A 17,068-nucleotide genomic window follows, 5' to 3' on the forward strand; every position below is an offset into this window, starting at 1 on the left:
TCGCGGGCGTGGTCGCCGGGACGCCGGTGTGCCAGGTCTGCAGCGAGTGGTTGCCGTCCCGGATCCAGCCGCCGAGGTTCGGCAGGTTGCCGGCCAGGACCATCCAGTTCAGCAGCGGGGCGGACAGGCCGTCGATCTGGACGATCAGCATCCCGGTCCGCGGCGCCGGCTGGATCCGCCGGGCGCGCCGGTGCACGAGCCGCATCACCTCGGCGACGTACGCGTCGTCACTGCCCGCGTACGCGACCCAGCCGACGAAGGCGCTGACCGACGACATCACGATCGACACCAGCACCGGTGCCTCGACGCCGCCGTGCAGGTCGACCCCGGGGTCGACGGTGATCCCGAGGTACACGACCGCGAACTGCGACAGCAGCCCGCCGACCAGGACGCCGATCGACCCGATCAGGACCGCGATCCCGGACAGGATCCAGCGCATGATCACCGAGAACACCGCCAGCAGCACGACCAGCCGGAAGATCGGCAGCCGTCCGTCGCTGCTGATCTGCGGCAACAGCCAGAACGTGATCGTCAGCGTGATCAGCGACGCGAGCCCGCCGTACAGCATCGCTCCCAGGCCACGTCCGGTACGGCGGAGATCCAGCCATACCGGACGTCGCCGGGCCTTCGAGACCTGTTCTGGTGGTTTCGCCATCGCCTGCTTCCCCGTCGTACCTGAGAAGTACGAGACTACGGGGTGGTGGCGACAGCTTTACTGCACCTCGAGGTAGTCGACCTCCGTGTACAGCGCGCCCTTGGTCAGCCGGATCGTGTTCCACCCGGCGTTCAGCGTGACCGGGACCGAGCTCTCGTGCCAGTTGTCCCAGCCCGTGACCGGATAGCTGACCGAGCCGGCATTGTTGCCGTTGACAACGAGGCCGTGGCTGGCGGTGGACGCCGAACCGTTGGCGTACCCGACGTACAGCGTGTAGCTTCCGGCGACCGGGGCGAACACCGTGCTCTCCACCCAGGAGTCCGCGTAGTCGATGTACGCGACCACCTTGCCGTCCGAGGCACCGGCCGCGTTCGAGCGGACCGAGCAGTGGTTGAGCGTGCCGCGCTCGGCCTCGTACCGGACCCGGCTGCCGCGGACCACCGGGTAGTCGTTCGCGTACCCGACGTCCGCGACGTACAGGTGCCGGCCGCCGTTCACCCAGCCGTGCAGGAACACCTTGTCGCCGACGAAGTCCGCGCCACCCGGCCCGCACACGTGGCTGTCGAACGTCGCGGTCGTCATCAACGGCCGGTACGCCGTGGTCCACGGACCGCTGAGGCTCTTCGAGGTCGCGTACGACGTCAGGTAGTTGCAGTCGCTGTAGCCGCCGCCGGAGAAGTACAGGACGTACTGCGATCCGCGCTGCACCAGGTCCGGCGCCTCGATGATGCCGCTCGACGTCAGCATCGCGGTGTTGCCGCCGACCAGCGTCTGGCCGTTGTTCGCGGTCTTGGTGAGCCAGAGCGTCGACGGCTGGCTGACGGCGTTGCCGTCGTTCTTCCAGACGAGGTAGCGCGTGCCGTCGTTGGCGACGAACGTGTTCGGGTCGATCGCGCCGCCGATGTCGAGCGGGCAGATCAACGGCGCCGTACCGACCGGCTGGAACGGGCCGAGCGGGCTGGTGGCGGTGGCAACGCCGATGCACTGCCGGCCGGACGCCTTGTGCCAGGCGGTGTAGGTGAGCGTGTAGGTGCCGTCCGGGTTCGGGTAGACGTCCGGCGCCCAGGTGCGGCCGGGCTGTGCCCAGGCGCTCGACGGGCCGCCGGGCATCGCGTCGCCGCGGATCATCCACGGGCCGTTCGCGCTCGGCGCGGTGGCGACCGGGACGGTACCGCGGCTGCCATTGGTCGCGTAGGCGTACCAGGTGCCGTTCTGCTCGAAGACGTCCGGGTCCGGGAAGTTCTCCCCGATGATCTCGCTCGGGTAGACAGCTCCCGTTGTCGCGGCATGCACGGCCGGTGCGAGGAAGGTCGAGAGGCTGAAGACGGCCAGCACGGCCGCCAGAAGTCGTTTCATGGGTGACTCCTCAGGTGGGGCGGATACCTGTGGATCCACTTTTACATCGATTCACCTGAAACACACCCCCCAACTTCTTTTCTTTCCTTCCGGCTTTCCCTGGACCCTGGGGGCTTGGAGGGGGAGACTCCCGCTAGTTGATTTCCGCCTGGATCAAGGGAGTGTCTCGTGAGTCTTTTACCGAGAATGTCGGGACGCGGGATGGTGGCCGCCGTGGCCGCGGTCGCCGCGGTCGCCGGCGGCTTCGTCGGACAGTCGGCCGCGACGCCGGCCGCGGTACCGGAGACAGCCTTGCAGCAACGGCTGGACGGCCTGCTGAACGACAGCCGGTACGACGGTTCGCAGGTCGCGCTCGTGGTACGCGACGCGACCACCGGCGAGACGTTGTACGACCGGAACGGCGCCGAGCGGTTGCTGCCCGCGTCGAACACCAAGCTCTTCACGTCGACGGCCGCGATGCACACGCTCGGCCCGTCGTACCGCTTCCACACCGACGTCCTCGCCACCGCACCCGTCCGCGGTGGACAGCTGCTCGGTGACCTCTACCTCAAGGGGTACGGCGACCCGACCGCGCTCGAGTCGGACTACGCCGGCCTCGCGAAGCAGCTCAAGGCGGCCGGCGTCCGCCGGGTCTTCGGCGACCTGGTCGCGGACGACACGTACTTCGACCACGTCCGCCTCGGCGACAGCTGGGCCTGGGACGACGAGCCGTACTACTACAACGCCCAGATCTCCGCACTGACGCTGGCGCCGAACACCGACTACGACTCCGGTACGGCGATCGTCGAGACCCGTCCCGGTGCCACCGCGGGCGCTCCGGTGAAGCTGGACCTGGTGCCCGCGAACGGCGTACTCAAGCTGGTCAATACCGCGACCACCGGCGCGGCCGGCTCCGCGAACACGATCAGCGTCGACCGCGACCACGGCACGAACGTCGTCCGGATCACCGGGTCGATGCCGCTCGGATCCGCGGTCGAGCAGGACTGGGTGACCGTCTGGGAGCCCGAGCTGTACGCCGCGGACGTGTTCCGGCGGGCGCTCGCCGCGCAGGGCATCACGGTCAGCGGCAAGATCAAGAACGCGGCGACCCCAGCCGGCGCCGGGCGGCTGGCCCGGGACGAGTCGATGACGCTCGGCGAGCTGCTCACGCCGTTCCTCAAGCTCTCGAACAACATGCACGCGGAGACGCTGGTCAAGACAATGGGCGCGGTCGTCGCGGCCGATGGCAGCTGGCCCGCCGGGCTCGACGTGGTGACGAAGTACGCCAAGGCCCTCGGCGTCGACACCAACCGGATCCGGCTCTCCGACGGCTCCGGGCTGTCTCGCAAGGTGAATGTCACCGCGGACTCGGTCACCGACGTACTGATCGGTGCGCAGCGGGAGTCCTGGTGGAAGCAGTGGTACGACGCACTGCCGATCGCGGGCAACCCGGACCGGTTCGTCGGCGGCACGCTGCGCAGCCGGATGCAGAACACGCCGGCCGCGAACAACCTGCACGGCAAGACCGGGTCCCTCACCGGGGTGACCGCCCTGTCCGGGTACGTCACGAACAAGGACGGCCGGAAGCTGGCGTTCTCGATGATCAGCAACAACTACCTGAGCAGCCCGCGCTCGATCGAGGACGCGGTCGGCGTCACGCTCGCCTCGTGGTCGGACAAGGCCCCGCCGGCCGCCGTCCCTGCCTTCAGGTCGGCTCAGAGCACCTGCGAGTCGGAGTGGGACAAGGCCTGCTAATCCGGTCGACAGTAAGGCGGTCATTCACCACGATGGGCGGATGACCGCCGTACTGCCTGAGAAGTACACCTTCCGACCGCCTTCGATCGACGACGCGCAGGTGATCCTCGACCTGGTGTCCGCCTACAACACCTCGGTGGTCGGGTTCGCCGACTGGACCCTCGACGACGCGCTGGACGGGCTGGCCAACGAGTCCTTCGACCCTGCCCGCGACGGCTGGCTGGTCTTCGAGGGCGATCGGCCGGCCGGCTTCGGATGGGTCTCCGGGAAGGGCGACCGCCGACAGCTCGACCAGGATGTGGTCGCCGACGACGTGGAGCTCGAGCGGTGGCTGCTCGACCGGGTCGAGGAGCGGGCTGCCGAGCTCGGGCGCGAGTACGGGCAGGCCGTCGTACAGCTCGACACCGTCGTGTATCAGGCCGACAGCGCGCGGCGCGATCGGCTGGCGGGGTTCGGGTACGAGCGCGGGACGGTGTTCTACCGGATGCGGATCGATCATGCGGGGCCCGTGGCCGCGCCGGAGGCTCCTGCGGGGGTCGTCGTTCGGCGGGGTGCGCCTGATGAGGCGAGCCGGCGGGCGGCGCATGCGGTGCTGAACGCCGCTTTTGAAGGGCAGTTCGGATTCACGCCGCGGTCGTTCGAGGAGTGGCGGACGGCGCAGGAGAACTTCTCCGCGTTCGACTGGTCGCAGATCACGCTGCTGGAGATCGACGGCGAGGCGGTCGCGATGCTGTCCGGCAGCAACCAGTTCGTCGAGGACGAGAACTGCGGGTACGTCGGGCGGCTCGCCGTACTCGAGAAGGCCCGCGGGAAGGGGCTGGCGAAGTTCCTGCTGCGGGACCAGTTCGCGCTGGACGCGGCGAACGGGCTGGCCGGGACGATCCTGCACGTCGACACCAACAACCCGACGCCGGCGCTTGGCGTGTACCAGTCGGTCGGGATGCGGGCGGTCCTGGTCATGGAGGTCTGGCGCCTCGAGATCGCGGCATGAACCTCCCGCCCGGCTACACCTGGCGGCCGATGTGCGTCGACGACGCCGCACTGATCGCCGAGCGCTCCGCCGAGTACACAACCGCCCTGCTCGGCTTCGTCAAACACAGCCCCGAAGACGTCGCGAACTACCTCCGCGACCCCGGCACCAACCCGGCCACCAACGGCTGGCTGGTCTCCGGCCCGGACGGCTCGTTCGCGGGGTCCGCCACCGCCGTCCCCATCACCAACGGAACCCACGTCGTCGTAGACATCCTGAGCACCAACCCCACCATCCTCACCTGGCTCCTCGCCCAAGCCGAACACCGCGCAACCACCCCAGGGTGTGTGGTGCGAGTCGGTGCGATCCGTCAGGACGAGCGGTTGGCGGGGGTGCTTGCGGAGCGGGGGTATGTGGTTGATACCTCGGTGCAGCGGATGCGGATCGCGTTCGACGGGGTCGTGGAGGCGCCTGCGGTGCCGGAGGGGTTTGTGGTTCGGCGGGGTGCTCTGGACGAGGCCCGTCGGCGGGCGGCGCACGCAGTACTGATGGAGGCGTTCGCGGAGCAGCCCGGGACGTTGCCGCGGGCGTACGACGAGTGGGTGGCGTCGCGGGAGAGCCGGTCGACGTTCGACTGGTCGCAGGTGACGATCGTGGAGCGTGCGGGGCAGGCGGTCGCGATGACCGAATGCAACGACAACTTCGTCAGCACCGAGACCTGCGGGTACGTCGGGCGGCTCGCCGTCGTGTCGTCCGCCCGCGGCCGCGGGCTGGCCAAATACCTGCTGCGGAACGCCTTCGCCGTCGACGCCGCCGCCGGCCGCACCGGCACCATCCTGCACGTCGACACCAGCAACCCGACCCCGGCCGTCGCCCTCTACACCGCCATCGGCATGTGCCCGGACCTGATCAGCGACATCTGGACCCGCGTACCGAACAACGGGTAGAGGTCGCGCTCCAGGCCCTTCGCCGCCTCCTCCCCCCGCTCAGGCTCCCGACCACTACCCGTTCTTCGGTACACCTCTTGCCGCCCGGAGATCTGAGAGATTACTCTCGAAACATGTCTCTCAGAAATCCGTACGGCGATTTCGAGATCACCGACCCGCAGGCGATGCGTGCGCTCGCGCATCCGGTCCGGCTCGCCGCGCTCAGCTACCTGCAGGGCCACAGCCCGGCAACCGCCACCCAGCTGTCCGAACACGTCGGCGCCTCCCCCTCCGTGACCAGCTGGCACCTGCGGCACCTCGCGGGTTTCGGGCTGGTGAAGGACGGTCCGCCGCCCAGCGGGTCGGACAAGCGGCAACGCTGGTGGTACGCGGTGGCCGGCGGGTTCCGGTTCGACATGCCGGAAACGCCCGAGGGCGCCGAGGCCGGACGACTGCTGCGGACCGAGATCATGAACCAGGCCCTCGAGGCCGCACAGACCTGGCTGGTCGACACCGAGCCGAACCTCGAACCCGAGTGGAGCAGACGCGCCGGCTCCGCGAACACCCTCCTGGTCATCACCCCGGCCGAGGCGGACGCGATCGAGTCCGCGATCGAGCAACTGCTGGCGCCGTACGTCCGGCGCCGCGACGCCGGCGGCGTACCACCGGACGCCCGGCCGGTCCGGCACCTCCGAATCTCCTTGCCCGAAGCAACATCCCCGCAAGCCGGACAGCCCGCAGCGCCGGACGAGAGATGAGTACGCTCGCCGCCCCGAGCCTCTGGCGGGACCGCCGGTTCCGCAGGTTCTGGTCCGCGCAGGGCGTGTCCGAGTTCGGCGACCGGATCACCGAGCTCGGCCTGCCGCTGATCGCGGTCACGATGCTCGACGCCTCCCCCAGCCAGGTCGGTTTCCTGACCGCCGCGGTCTGGCTGCCGAACCTCGCCTCGTTGTTCATCGGCACCTGGGTCGACCACCGCCGCGACAAGCGTCCGCTGATGATCGCCGCCGACCTGACCCGGACACTCCTGCTGCTCACGCTGCCGATCGCCTACTGGTGCGGTTTGCTTGCCCTCGGCCACTTGTACGCGATCGCGATCCTCGCCGGTACGGCGCATGTCGTGTTCAACACGGCGTACGCCTCGTTCTTCGTCCGGCTGGTGGATCGCGAGCAGTACCTGGAGGCGAACAGCAAACTGTCGGCGACCCGGTCGATCTCGTTCATGGGTGGGCCTGCCGTCGCCGGGCTGCTCGTGCAATGGCTGACGGCGCCGGTCGCGATCCTCGTCGACGCGATCACGTTCGTGTTCTCGGCGCTGCAGCTCAGCCGGCTGAAGATCCAGCCCGGCCCGGCCGAGGAGTCCGGCGAACCGATACTGCGCCGGGCGGCGGCCGGGATGCGGTACGTGCTGAAGCATCCGTACATCAGCCGCAGCCTGGGCTGTGCGACCACGGTGAACTTCTTCAACCTGATGAGTACGGCGCTGCTCGTGCTGTTCGCGAGCCGCACCCTCGGGTTGTCCGCGGGCGTGATCGGCCTGGCGTTCGGTATCGGCGCGTCCGGCGGGCTGCTCGGGGCGGTCAGCGCGTCTGCGCTGAGCCACCGGTTCGGCGCCGGCCCGGTGATCGCGTTCGGCGCCGTCGTCTTCCCGAGTTCGATCGCGATCGCCGCCCTCGCGGGTGGGCCGACCTGGCTGAAGGCGGTCGCACTCGCGGGGGCCGAGTTCGTCGGGGCGTTCGCGGTGATGTGCTTCGACGTACCGCTGAACGCCTTGCAGGCGGCGGTTTGCCACGACCACATGCGGAGCCGGGTGTCCGGCGCGTTCAGCAGCATCAACTACGGCATCAGGCCGCTCGGCGCGGTCGCCGGAGGGTTCCTCGGCACCTGGATCGGTGTCCGCGAAACCCTCCTCGTCTCCGCCGCCGGCGGCCTGTTGTCCGTGCTGTGGCTGGTCGGCTCACCGATCATCCGCACCCGCGAACTGACCGGCCTGCAGCCGCCGCCGTAGGTCCTAGTCGTGGACGGCGCGGTCCGCCAGGTCCTCGACGTCCTCGACCTTGTTGACGGTCTTGCGCAGCGGGACCTCCTTGATGAAGATCACCGCGATCAGGCTGACCACCGCACACGCGGAGGCGATCAGGAAGATCCGCCCGGTCGCGTCGCCGTACGCGTGCCGGACCAGTGTGGCCAGCTGCGGCGGCAGGTTCTTCACGTCCAGCAGGCTGGTGCTGCCGGAGCCGCCTTCCTGGAGTTTCCGGGCGGCTTCGGCGCCGTTCGGGCCGGCGAGGACGCCGGCGACGATCAGCGACTTGACCCGCGCCGCGAGCACCGCGCCGAGGGCCGAGACGCCGACCGCACCGCCGAGGCTGCGGAAGAACGCGACGGTCGCGGACGAGGCGCCGATCTGCGTGACGTCGACGGTGTTCTGCACGGCGAGCACGAGGTTCTGCATCGTCATACCCATGCCCAGGCCCATCGCCAGCATGCCGAGTCCGGCGTACCAGTACGGCGTGCTGTGGTTGATCGTGCCGAGGATCAGCAGTCCGACGAGCAGCAGGACGCCACCGGAGACGAGGTACCGCTTCCACTTGCCGTAGCGGCTGATCAGCTGCCCGGACCCCGCCGAGCCGACGAACGAACCGAGCATCATCGGGATCGTCAGCAGGCCGGCCTCGGTCGGGCTGTACCCGCGGGCGATCTGGAAGTACTGGCCGAGGAACAGCGCGCTGCCGAACATCGCGACGCCGACCGACAGGCTGGCCACGATCGCCAGCGCGGTGGTGCGCTCCCGGACGACCTTCAGCGGGACGAGCGGCTCGGCGACCCGGTTCTCGACGAGTACGGCGAGGAAGCCGACGAACAGCGTGCCGCCGACGAACAGCGCGGACTGCCAGGACATCCAGGCGAAGTCCGTACCGGCGAAGGTGACCCAGAGCAGCGGCAGGCTGGCCGCGATGCTGATCAGGACCGCGCCGAGGTAGTCGATCTGGACCTTGCGCTTCAGCACCGGCAGGTGCAGGTACTTCTGCAGGATCACCAGGCTGATCACGGCCAGCGGGACGCAGACGTAGAAGCACCAGCGCCAGCCCAGCCACGAGGTGTCGACGATGACGCCGCCGATCAGCGGGCCGCTGACGGTCGCGACCGCCATCACGGCACCCATGTAGCCGGAGTACCGGCCCCGCGACCGGGGTGGGATCGCGGCGCCGATGATGGCCTGGGCGAGCGCCATCAGACCGCCCATCGCGAGGCCCTGGAGGACCCGGGCACCGATCAGGAACGGCACGTTGTGGGACAGGCCGGCCAGCGCGGACCCGATCACGAAGACCGTGATCGCCAGCTGGACCAGCAGTTTCTTGCTCACCAGGTCGGAGAGCTTGCCCCAGATCGGGGTGGACACCGTGGTGGCCAGCAGGCTCGCGGTGAGGACCCACGTGTACTGCGTCTGGGTGCCCTCGAGGTCGGCGATGATCGTCGGCAGGGCGTTGCTGACGATCGTCGAGCTGAGCATCGCCGTGAACAGCGCGGCCAGCAGGCCGATCAGGATCTCGAGAATCTCCTTGTGGGTGAGTTCCGGCGCAGGCGGCGTCTGCTGCCGGGTCTCGGTGACAGTCATTACTCTCCAGTCTTGGGGCTTTGCCTCACGAATTTGTTGGCCTCGACGATCGCGACGGCGACCCGCTGCAACGTTGCGGCGGCCGCTGACAGCGCGTCGTCGTCGAGGTCCGACAAGACGGTTCTGAGCTGCTGGGTGTAGGAGGAGTAGAGCGCCTCCAGCTGGGCCTTGCCCCGGGATGAGAGGCTGACCAGCCCGACGCGGGCGTCCGCCGGATCGGGCCGACGGCTCACCAGTCCGTCGGCCTCCAGCGCGGTCAGTTGCCGGCTCACCACCGACGCGTCGACGCCGAGCTTGCCGGCGATCTCGCCGCCGCGCTGCTCACCGTCCTTCATCAGCACCTTCAGCACACTCGCGTCCGACCGGCGCAGTCCGCCGTCGCCGCTGAGGTGCCGGTGCTCGATACAGCGCACGGCCCGGATCAGGGAGCTGACCCCCTCGAGCAACTCCTGAGCCGCCGCATCCCGCTCTACCCCAGGGACAAGGGGTTGCTGAGCTAGTTGCATAACCCAACTATATACACGAATAGTTGGTTTCCACAACCATATGCGCAGGTTGTGGACGCGTGATTACTGTCTGTGAAAGGCCTAGCCGAGGTCGGAGTTCAGGCGGTGGAGGAGGCGGCCGAGGTCGGCGAGGTCGGTGGGGTTCCAGCGGTCCAGGATCGCGCGGAACTCGGTTTGACGCTGGGTCCGCATCGCCTCGTAGGCCTCGGCACCGGACGTGGTCAGGCGGAGCAGGCGGGCGCGGCCGTCGTCGGGGTCGCCGACACGTTCGATCAGGCCGAGGTTCTCGAGCTGGGTGATGCCACGGCTGACGGTCGACTTGTCGAGGCCGAGGACCTGGGCGACGTCGGACGCCCGGACGCCGGCGCGGTTGCCGGTACCCATCTCGATCTGGGAGATCAACGCGTACCCGGCGGCGTCCATCTCGGGGTGCACGCGCCGGGCCAGCCGCAGCGAGGCGGAGCGCGACCGGCGGAACAGCGCGGACAGCTCCTGCTCGATGGCCGCGACCATCTCCTCCGCGTGCTCCGTCTGCATGGTCACCGAACCACGATCCCGGCGTCCCGCAGCGCCTGCTTCACGGCCGCGATCCGGAAGTCGCCGAAGTGGAACACGCTGGCCGCCAGCACCGCGTCCGCGCCGGCCTGCACCGCGGGCGGGAAGTGCTCCGGCGCCCCCGCTCCCCCGCTGGCGATCAGCGGTACGTCGACCACCGCGCGGACCGCCTTGATCAGCTCCAGGTCGAAGCCCTGCTTCGTACCGTCGGCGTCCATCGAGTTCAGCAGGATCTCCCCCGCGCCCAGCTCGCACCCGCGCTGCGCCCACTCGATCGCGTCCAGCCCCGCGGACCGGCGCCCGCCGTGCGTGGTCACCTCGAACCCGCTCGGCTGCTCGGCGGACCGCCGTACATCAAGCGACAGCACCAGGACCTGGTTGCCGAACCGGTGCGCGATCTCGCGGATCACCTCCGGCCGGGCGATCGCGCCGGTGTTGATCCCGACCTTGTCGGCACCCGCCCGCAGCAGCCGGTCCACGTCGGCCGCCTCCCGGACCCCACCACCCACGGTCAGCGGGATGAACACCTGCTCGGCGGTCCGGCGGACCACGTCGTACGTCGTCTCCCGGGAGCCCGAGGACGCGGTGATGTCGAGGAACGTGAGCTCGTCCGCACCCTCGGCGTCGTACACCTGCGCCATCTCGACCGGATCGCCGGCGTCACGCAGGTCAGCGAAGTTCACGCCCTTCACCACGCGCCCGGCGTCGACGTCCAAACAGGGAATAACTCGCACGGCAAGGCTCACGCCGCAAGCCTAGCGTTCAGAACGAGATGATCAGCCCGAGTACCACGGCGAACGCCACGAGCGCGACGACGACCTCGGCGAGGATCGTCAGCTTGCTGCCGCCGTTGCGCGGCGCGCCCGGGACCGGCGGCAGGCCGAACTGGTCGGTGACGCGCCGCCGCAGCCGGACACCGCGGGCAACGGCGTCACGGAGCGCGTCGGTCAATACCGGGTCGACGGCGGACGGGACCGGGATCGAGATCGCCAGGTCGGTGACGTCGTCCTGAACGCTGACCCACACGGTCCCGCCTCGGCTCCGATCCCAGCGCACGCCGGTAAGGCGGGCCAGGTCGACGGACTGGCGGCCGATCAGGGTGCGGGCTTCGAGGTAGTGGCCGTTGATCTGCGGGTTCGTGCCCAGGTTGCCGATCACCTGGGCGATCACGATCAGTCCGACGACGGCGATCGCGAGTGCGACCGAGGTCAGCCACGACCGGCCGACGGCGCCGGCCAGGAGGGCGAGTGCCGCGGCGACGACCAAGACGAGCCCGACGGAGAGGCCGAGGCGGGTCAGCCGCGGGATGCGGCGCGGGCGGGTGTCCTCCACCGGCGCAGAGTATCGCCGAGCGGGGCTAGCGACCGGGCCGCGCTGAGAGGGCGTTCAGGATGTTGCGATCAGGCCGAAGACGCTACCGAAGACCAGCCCGCCGAGGATGCCGGCGAGCACGGGGAGCTTGAACAAGCCGCCGGGTCAGGCGACAAGCAATAGCTTGTCGTCTGACCCCAACACGGTGGCCCAAACCGACGACTGCACCGCCCGGAGGAACTTCCGGGGCACGGACATACGCCCCGGACCGGTCAGATGCCTTCCCCGGGCGGAGTGGATGGGCGACATCAGCTCTCAACTACAGGCGGGTGGTTACTTCCAGGCGCGGCGGCGGTTGTCGGTGGATTTCATGGGACGGGTGGATTCCCAGACGCGGCGCCAGCGGGCGGCGTCGGGGCCGGACTGTTCCGGGGAGGCGCCGAGGGCGGCGCGGCGGCGGGCCTCGTACCAGGTGGTGGATTCCTCGTCGAGGAGGGCGGAGACGGCGGCGGCGATCCGGGGGGCGAAGTCGCGGGCGCTCTCACCCGCGGCGGGGCGGAGCGGGTCGCCGTACCGGACGTGGACGGCGGGGCGGCCGGGGACCGGCCAGCCGCGGCCGCGGGGCATGGCGGCGAAGGAGCCCTTGATACCGACCGGGATGATCGGTACGTCGTGCTCGACGGCCAGGTACGCCGCCCCCATCCGGAACCGCTGCACCCAGCCGTCGGGCGACCGCGTGCCCTCGGGGAACACGACGACGTTCCAGCCGTCGGCGAGCAGGTCGCCGGGCGTGGAGCTCATCTTGCCGCCGCGGCGTTCGATCGGGAACGTGTTGAACACGATCGCCGACCCGGCCGCCCGCCACCACGTGTCGAAGAAGTAGTCCGCCGCGGCCGCGAACGCCGTACGGCGACGCATCGCGTCCGGCAGCGACAGCAGCAGCAGCGGGGTGTCGAGGTGCGACGAGTGGTTCGCGACGATGATCGCCGGGCCGTCGAGCTTGAGCAGCGAGTCCAGGCCGCTGACCTGCGGGCTGACCTCGAAGTTCAGGACGGCGTTCAGCGGGCCCTTCTGGATCAGGTCGCGGACCGCGATCGCGGCCGGCGTCCGGGCCCAGCGGGTCGGGAAGACCGTGGTCTCCTTGGGGATCACGTACGGCTCGGCGGACCGCGGCACCTGCGGCCGCCGGCCCCAGCGAAAGCCGCGCGCGACCTGACGGACGTCCCGCGCGGTGTCGCGGCCGAACTTCACCAGGCCGGTCCCCATCAGCGCACGTCCGCGAGCAGGTGCGGCGGGTTGTGCAGGTATGTGATCGACGGCGACCGGCCGACCGAGTGGCTGACCATCTCGAGCGCGTCGGACAGCGTGGACGCGGACCGGAACCCCATCCGCTCGACGGCCTTGCGGTTCGCGCCGACCCAGACGATGTCGCCGCAGTGGTCGAGGGCGTGCGAGATCCAGTACCACATGTAGAACGGGTGCACGCCGTGGTACGCGTACGACGTCCGGTACAGGTGGATGTACCACGGGTCCTCGGCGTACTGCTTCTCGAACTTCGCCTCGATCGTCGCCGGATCGGTGCTCTCGGCAAGCACTTCCTCGAAGAAGTCGACGTACGACGGGTGGTGCAGCTGGCTGAACTCGTAGTCGACCGGGTGGTACAGGATCACCGCGCCGTCCTTGCGGACGACCGGGTTGCCGCGGTACGAGTTGAAGTAGTACCCGAGCCCCATGCAGGCGGCCAGGATCGGGTTCATCACCGAGTTCACGTTGTACGGGCCGATGAACGGCACGCCCATGATCGCGACGTCGGACTGGCCCTGCACCTCGACCATGTGCTGGCGGTGCACGTTCTCCAGCGTCTTGTCGTGGACCGGCTCGATCTTGCCGGCGTGCACGCCGGTCAGCCCGTAGTACGAGCGGGTGTCGGTGAAGATCTTGTGCCGCAGCCGCGCCGGCGCGACGTCGAGGCCGCGCTTGGTGGCCAGGAACGACGCCTGGTCCTTGATCGACCACTCCCACTCGCGCTTCTGCAGGAACTCCAGCGGGCCGCCGAAGACGTCGTTGTTCAGCGTGGTCTCGATCTGGAACACCTTGACGTGCTGGGTCAGCACCTCGCCCATCCGCCAGGCGGAGTGGTGCATCTTGGACGCCTTGTGGTCCATGAACGACCGCGAGTGGATCATCGTGTGGCTGTTGTGGTGGTGCTTCAGCGACTTGTACGACGCCAGCCCGATCGACGTGGACTTGTGCCCGCCGTCCATCGCGACCAGGTTCACGTTCACGTAGACGAGCAGGTCGGACTCGGCCGCCCGCTTGGAGATCTCGACGTCCTCGCCGTGCTTGGTCTGGCCCAGGTGGGTCAGGTTCGCGCTGTCCTCGGCGTCGAAGTTGTAGAGCTTGCCGTCCGGGAAGAACGACCGGAAGACCCGCTCGCCGACGATGTCGCGCAGCTCGTTCGGGGTGAGCCGGCGGTGCAGCGCGTTCGCGGAGATCAGCTCGACGTCGTCGACACCGGCCTGCGCGGCCAGCTCCAGCACCGCCTCGATGATCCGCTGCCGGATGTCCGGCTTGCGCATCGGCGGCAGCGGGATCGAGATGTCGTCGAACGCGATCGTGAGCCGCATGCCGGCCCGCAGCAGCTCCGGCAGCGGCTCGGACTCGAGCGGGTTCAGCAGCGCGTTCTGGATCGCTTCGTCGACGTCGCGGACCGCCGGCAGCGCCTCCGGCGGGTACACCACCCGGGTGCCGAGCGGGAACCGCTCCAGCAGGAAACCCTCACCGTTGTGCACGAGCAGTGGCGGCGTCCGGTCGTCCACCTCAAGCACGAAACCTGGCCGAGACATGTTCAGAACCTCTCTCGTCGTACGTTCAGCGCCCTCATGAGGCCCTCACATCGAAAGCAACCTTGACCGTGCCGAGCCGGCCGGCCGAATGCGCGTGGTCCAAAGCCTCACGCCAGCGGTACAGCGGGTAGCGCGCGCCGACGATCCCGTCCAGCGGGGCGCGGCCGGCCAGTTCCAGCGCGGTCTCGAACGCCGGGCGGCCGTTCGGCTCCTCCCGCGCGGAGGCGTACGTGCCGGTGACCTCCAGCTCGCGGAACCACACCGGCGACAGGTCGGCGCCGCTGGCCGGCATCCCGGACAGTACGACGCGGCCGCCGGCCTTGGTGACCCGCAGTACGGTGTCGATCGAGTCCTTGCTGCCGACCGCGTCGACCGCGACGTCGACGCCGCCGAGCAGGAACTCGCCCGAGCCGAAGTCGTGCTTGAGCCGGAACGCTCCGGTCGCCCGCCGGACGCCGCGGAACACCTCGTCGGGCGCGACCACGTCGGTGGCGCCGAAGGCCCGCGCGAGCTCGCGCTGCTTGGCGTGCTTCGCGACGACCGTGATCCGGCCGGCCTGCGTCAGCTCGCGCAGCGCGAGGGTCGCGAACAGCCCGACCGCGCCTGCGCCACTGACCAGGACCGACTGGCCGGGCTGGACGTTCGCCCGGAGCGCCGCGTGCACGGCGCCGGCGAGCGGCTCGACCAGCACGGCGCGTTCGTTGCTGAGGGCCTCGGGTACGGCGTACAGCTGGCTGCGGTGGGCGACCAGCATGTTCCCCCAGCCGCCGCCGGTGTCGCGGCAGAACCCGGTCTGGAGACCCGGCGACACGTGGCCGACCGTGATCCGGTCGCACCGGTTGGTGTTGCCGGACACGCAGCCCTGGCACGGCTCGACGCCGCGCGCCGCACAGGTCAGCACGCTGTCCATCACCACGCGGGTGCCCTTGGGCAGGTCCTCGCAGTCGTCGAGCAGCTCGCCGACGACCTCGTGGCCGGGTACGAACGGCATCGACACGACGGCGGAGAAGTACAGCTTGGTCGAGCCGGTGACCATGCCGAGGTCCGAGCCGCAGATACCGGACAGGATCGGCCGGACCCGCGCCCAGCCGTCCCGCTCGGCCTTCGGCTCGTTGATCGTCACGAGTCGCAGCGGCGCGGCCGGGCCGGTCAGGATGCCGGGGATCCGGCCACCGACGGCCTTGGCCGCGAGGTACTTGGCCGGAGACCGGTACATCTCGAGAGCGAGCATCATCGGGCCAAACCTCCAGAACGCTGTACCCCAGGGAGCTCCAGACGGGACGAAGTGGACGGGGTCTTCCAGTCGACGATCTGCCAGCGCGCGGCCCGGGCGGCCCGGAACAGCGACACGTCCGGCGACACCGCGACCGGGTTGCCGACCGTCGTCAGCATCGGCAGGTCCGAGTGGCTGTCGGCGTACGCGAAGGACTTCGACAGGTCGATGCCGGTCTGCCGCGCGTGGTGCTTGATCCACGCGGCCCGGGACTCCCCGACCAGCGGCGGGCCGGACAGGTAGCCGGTGCAGCGGCCGCGGTCGTCGACCGCCAGCTCGGCCGCGACGATCTCGTCGAACAGCGGCTCCAGCGGGCGGGTCAGCGGCCGGACGGCACCGGTGATCAGGATCGTCTTGTGCCCGGCGGCCCGGTGCTCACGGATCCGCCGTACGGCGGCGCCGCTCAAGCGCTCCAGGACGTGCTCGGCGAGGATCTCGTCGACGATCTGGTTCAGCTGCTCCAGGTCGGCCCCGGCGTACCGGCGGTAGATCGTGCGCAGGAACGTACCGCGGTCCTTGCGCTCGGCGGCGATCAGCTTCGGCAGCTTGCGGAGCATCGCGCCGATCTCGCCGGCCCGCTGCGGACCGTCCAGCTCGGGCAGCCGCATCCACAGGTAGGTCTCGATCACGTTCGACGACAGCAGCGTGCCGTCCATGTCGAACGCCGCGATCACCTTGGACTCCGACGACGGCTCGACCTTCTTCAGGACGCCCGCGGACTCGGCGAGTGCCTTGTTCCGCTTCTTGCGGACGACGTCCAGCCGGCGCATCGACTCCGTGACGCTCGGGCAGTGCAGCTCCTGCAGGTAGTACTGCCAGTCGACGACCGCGGTGTCGCAGGCGAACTTCTCCTTGTCGTCACCCTCGAGCGCGTTGTGCAGGGCAAGGACGTTGTCGTCGATGAACTGCAGTTCGGCCTGCGCGTACTCGGAGTACAGGTCCATGTAGCGCCGCAGGAAGTCCAGGCGGCGCTTCTGTACGTCGAGCTCGCGGGCGTACTTGCGGACCCGCTCGCTGCGCGGGACGGTCGTGATGATCCGGTCCGCGATCTTGTGCGCCTTCTCGCCGTACCGCAGCATCGTCTCGACCGAGTCGCCGCCGGGGAACTTCCACACCGGCAGCCGGACCGCGCCGCGCTCGCCGAGGTCGAACGGGTGCTTGGAGAAGTACGCGCGGACCCCGGCGTACAGCTGCTCGAAGGTCAGCGGGTTCCGGGCGCCGGAGCCGATGTGGTAGTACTCCGGCTTGCTCAGCTCGGGCTCGGTCGCCATCACCGCGCAGATCGCGCCGACCACGTGGTCGACCGGGATGATCTCGATC

The 17,068-nt window shown here is 69.5% G+C and carries 15 protein-coding genes and 1 pseudogene; 5 read left to right on the top strand and 11 right to left on the bottom strand.

Going from position 1 to position 17,068, the window contains the following annotated elements; all coding sequences use genetic code 11:
- Both VFF46_RS11895 and VFF46_RS11900 read right to left on the bottom strand, forming a co-directional pair.
- Positions 1–655: pseudogene (locus tag VFF46_RS11895) on the bottom strand (nucleotide pyrophosphatase); the annotation flags it as partial.
- 57 nt (positions 656–712) lie between these two features.
- Positions 713–2,011, bottom strand: coding sequence for a family 43 glycosylhydrolase (locus tag VFF46_RS11900; RefSeq protein ID WP_325037149.1), 1,299 nt, complete (start codon positions 2,009–2,011; stop codon positions 713–715).
- A 201-nt stretch (positions 2,012–2,212) separates the two neighbouring features.
- On the opposite strand from VFF46_RS11900, the gene dacB reads away from it, so the two are divergent.
- From dacB to VFF46_RS11925, 5 genes are all read left to right on the top strand, one after another.
- Positions 2,213–3,745, top strand: a complete 1,533-nt coding sequence (gene dacB, locus VFF46_RS11905) for a D-alanyl-D-alanine carboxypeptidase/D-alanyl-D-alanine endopeptidase (RefSeq protein ID WP_325037150.1) — start codon at positions 2,213–2,215, stop codon at positions 3,743–3,745.
- A gap of 40 nt (positions 3,746–3,785) precedes the next feature.
- Entirely contained in the window at positions 3,786–4,736 is a 951-nt protein-coding gene (locus VFF46_RS11910) for a GNAT family N-acetyltransferase (protein WP_325037151.1), read from the top strand.
- Positions 4,733–5,662, top strand: a complete 930-nt coding sequence (locus tag VFF46_RS11915) for a GNAT family N-acetyltransferase (protein WP_325037152.1) — start codon at positions 4,733–4,735, stop codon at positions 5,660–5,662. The genes VFF46_RS11910 and VFF46_RS11915 overlap by 4 nt, the downstream gene beginning before the upstream one ends.
- Before the next feature lie 113 nt (positions 5,663–5,775).
- Positions 5,776–6,399 (top strand): helix-turn-helix domain-containing protein, encoded by a 624-nt coding sequence (locus tag VFF46_RS11920; RefSeq protein WP_325037153.1) that lies wholly within the window; start codon positions 5,776–5,778, stop codon positions 6,397–6,399.
- Positions 6,396–7,649 carry an MFS transporter gene (locus VFF46_RS11925; protein WP_325037154.1) on the top strand — a complete coding sequence of 418 codons (1,254 nt, stop codon included), beginning with the start codon at positions 6,396–6,398 and terminating at the stop codon, positions 7,647–7,649. Before VFF46_RS11920 ends, VFF46_RS11925 begins: the two co-directional genes overlap by 4 nt.
- Before the next feature lie 3 nt (positions 7,650–7,652).
- On the opposite strand, the gene VFF46_RS11930 is transcribed toward VFF46_RS11925, so the two are convergent.
- The 9 genes from VFF46_RS11930 to VFF46_RS11970 form a co-directional block, all read right to left on the bottom strand.
- The gene (locus tag VFF46_RS11930; RefSeq protein WP_325037155.1) at positions 7,653–9,257 is read right to left on the bottom strand and encodes an MDR family MFS transporter; all 1,605 of its coding nucleotides are present in this window, start codon (positions 9,255–9,257) and stop codon (positions 7,653–7,655) included.
- Entirely contained in the window at positions 9,257–9,763 is a 507-nt protein-coding gene (locus VFF46_RS11935) for a MarR family winged helix-turn-helix transcriptional regulator (RefSeq protein WP_325037156.1), read from the bottom strand. The genes VFF46_RS11930 and VFF46_RS11935 overlap by 1 nt, the downstream gene beginning before the upstream one ends.
- An 81-nt stretch (positions 9,764–9,844) precedes the next feature.
- The gene (locus VFF46_RS11940) at positions 9,845–10,300 is read right to left on the bottom strand and encodes a MarR family winged helix-turn-helix transcriptional regulator (protein WP_325037163.1); all 456 of its coding nucleotides are present in this window, start codon (positions 10,298–10,300) and stop codon (positions 9,845–9,847) included.
- Between the two features lie 2 nt (positions 10,301–10,302).
- Complete coding sequence (gene hisF / locus VFF46_RS11945; protein ID WP_325037157.1) at positions 10,303–11,064, bottom strand: imidazole glycerol phosphate synthase subunit HisF; 762 nt, start codon at positions 11,062–11,064, stop codon at positions 10,303–10,305.
- Between the two features lie 16 nt (positions 11,065–11,080).
- Entirely contained in the window at positions 11,081–11,650 is a 570-nt protein-coding gene (locus VFF46_RS11950) for a hypothetical protein (protein ID WP_325037158.1), read from the bottom strand.
- Between the two features lie 312 nt (positions 11,651–11,962).
- Positions 11,963–12,895: a lysophospholipid acyltransferase family protein gene (locus VFF46_RS11955; protein ID WP_325037159.1), complete on the bottom strand. Its 933-nt coding sequence runs from the start codon at positions 12,893–12,895 to the stop codon at positions 11,963–11,965.
- Positions 12,895–14,475 (bottom strand): lactate racemase domain-containing protein, encoded by a 1,581-nt coding sequence (locus VFF46_RS11960; RefSeq protein ID WP_325037160.1) that lies wholly within the window; start codon positions 14,473–14,475, stop codon positions 12,895–12,897. Before VFF46_RS11960 ends, VFF46_RS11955 begins: the two co-directional genes overlap by 1 nt.
- A 34-nt stretch (positions 14,476–14,509) precedes the next feature.
- Positions 14,510–15,709, bottom strand: coding sequence for a zinc-dependent alcohol dehydrogenase (locus tag VFF46_RS11965; RefSeq protein ID WP_325037161.1), 1,200 nt, complete (start codon positions 15,707–15,709; stop codon positions 14,510–14,512).
- A partial coding sequence (locus tag VFF46_RS11970) for an HAD-IB family hydrolase (protein ID WP_325037162.1) occupies positions 15,706–17,068 on the bottom strand: 1,363 nt, incomplete at its 5' end. The genes VFF46_RS11970 and VFF46_RS11965, both read right to left, overlap by 4 nt.

Source organism: Kribbella sp. (assembly GCF_035655035.1).
In the GTDB taxonomy this organism is placed as follows: Bacteria; Actinomycetota; Actinomycetes; order Propionibacteriales; family Kribbellaceae; genus Kribbella.

Coding starts and splice junctions, on each gene's coding strand:
- VFF46_RS11900 (WP_325037149.1), bottom strand. CDS start 2,011: ATGAAACGACTTCTGGCGGCCGTGCTGGCCGTCTTCAGCCTCTCGACC.
- dacB (WP_325037150.1), top strand. CDS start 2,213: ATGGTGGCCGCCGTGGCCGCGGTCGCCGCGGTCGCCGGCGGCTTCGTC.
- VFF46_RS11910 (WP_325037151.1), top strand. CDS start 3,786: ATGACCGCCGTACTGCCTGAGAAGTACACCTTCCGACCGCCTTCGATC.
- VFF46_RS11915 (WP_325037152.1), top strand. CDS start 4,733: ATGAACCTCCCGCCCGGCTACACCTGGCGGCCGATGTGCGTCGACGAC.
- VFF46_RS11920 (WP_325037153.1), top strand. CDS start 5,776: ATGTCTCTCAGAAATCCGTACGGCGATTTCGAGATCACCGACCCGCAG.
- VFF46_RS11925 (WP_325037154.1), top strand. CDS start 6,396: ATGAGTACGCTCGCCGCCCCGAGCCTCTGGCGGGACCGCCGGTTCCGC.
- VFF46_RS11930 (WP_325037155.1), bottom strand. CDS start 9,257: ATGACTGTCACCGAGACCCGGCAGCAGACGCCGCCTGCGCCGGAACTC.
- VFF46_RS11935 (WP_325037156.1), bottom strand. CDS start 9,763: ATGCAACTAGCTCAGCAACCCCTTGTCCCTGGGGTAGAGCGGGATGCG.
- VFF46_RS11940 (WP_325037163.1), bottom strand. CDS start 10,300: ATGCAGACGGAGCACGCGGAGGAGATGGTCGCGGCCATCGAGCAGGAG.
- VFF46_RS11955 (WP_325037159.1), bottom strand. CDS start 12,895: ATGGGGACCGGCCTGGTGAAGTTCGGCCGCGACACCGCGCGGGACGTC.
- VFF46_RS11960 (WP_325037160.1), bottom strand. CDS start 14,475: ATGTCTCGGCCAGGTTTCGTGCTTGAGGTGGACGACCGGACGCCGCCA.
- VFF46_RS11965 (WP_325037161.1), bottom strand. CDS start 15,709: ATGATGCTCGCTCTCGAGATGTACCGGTCTCCGGCCAAGTACCTCGCG.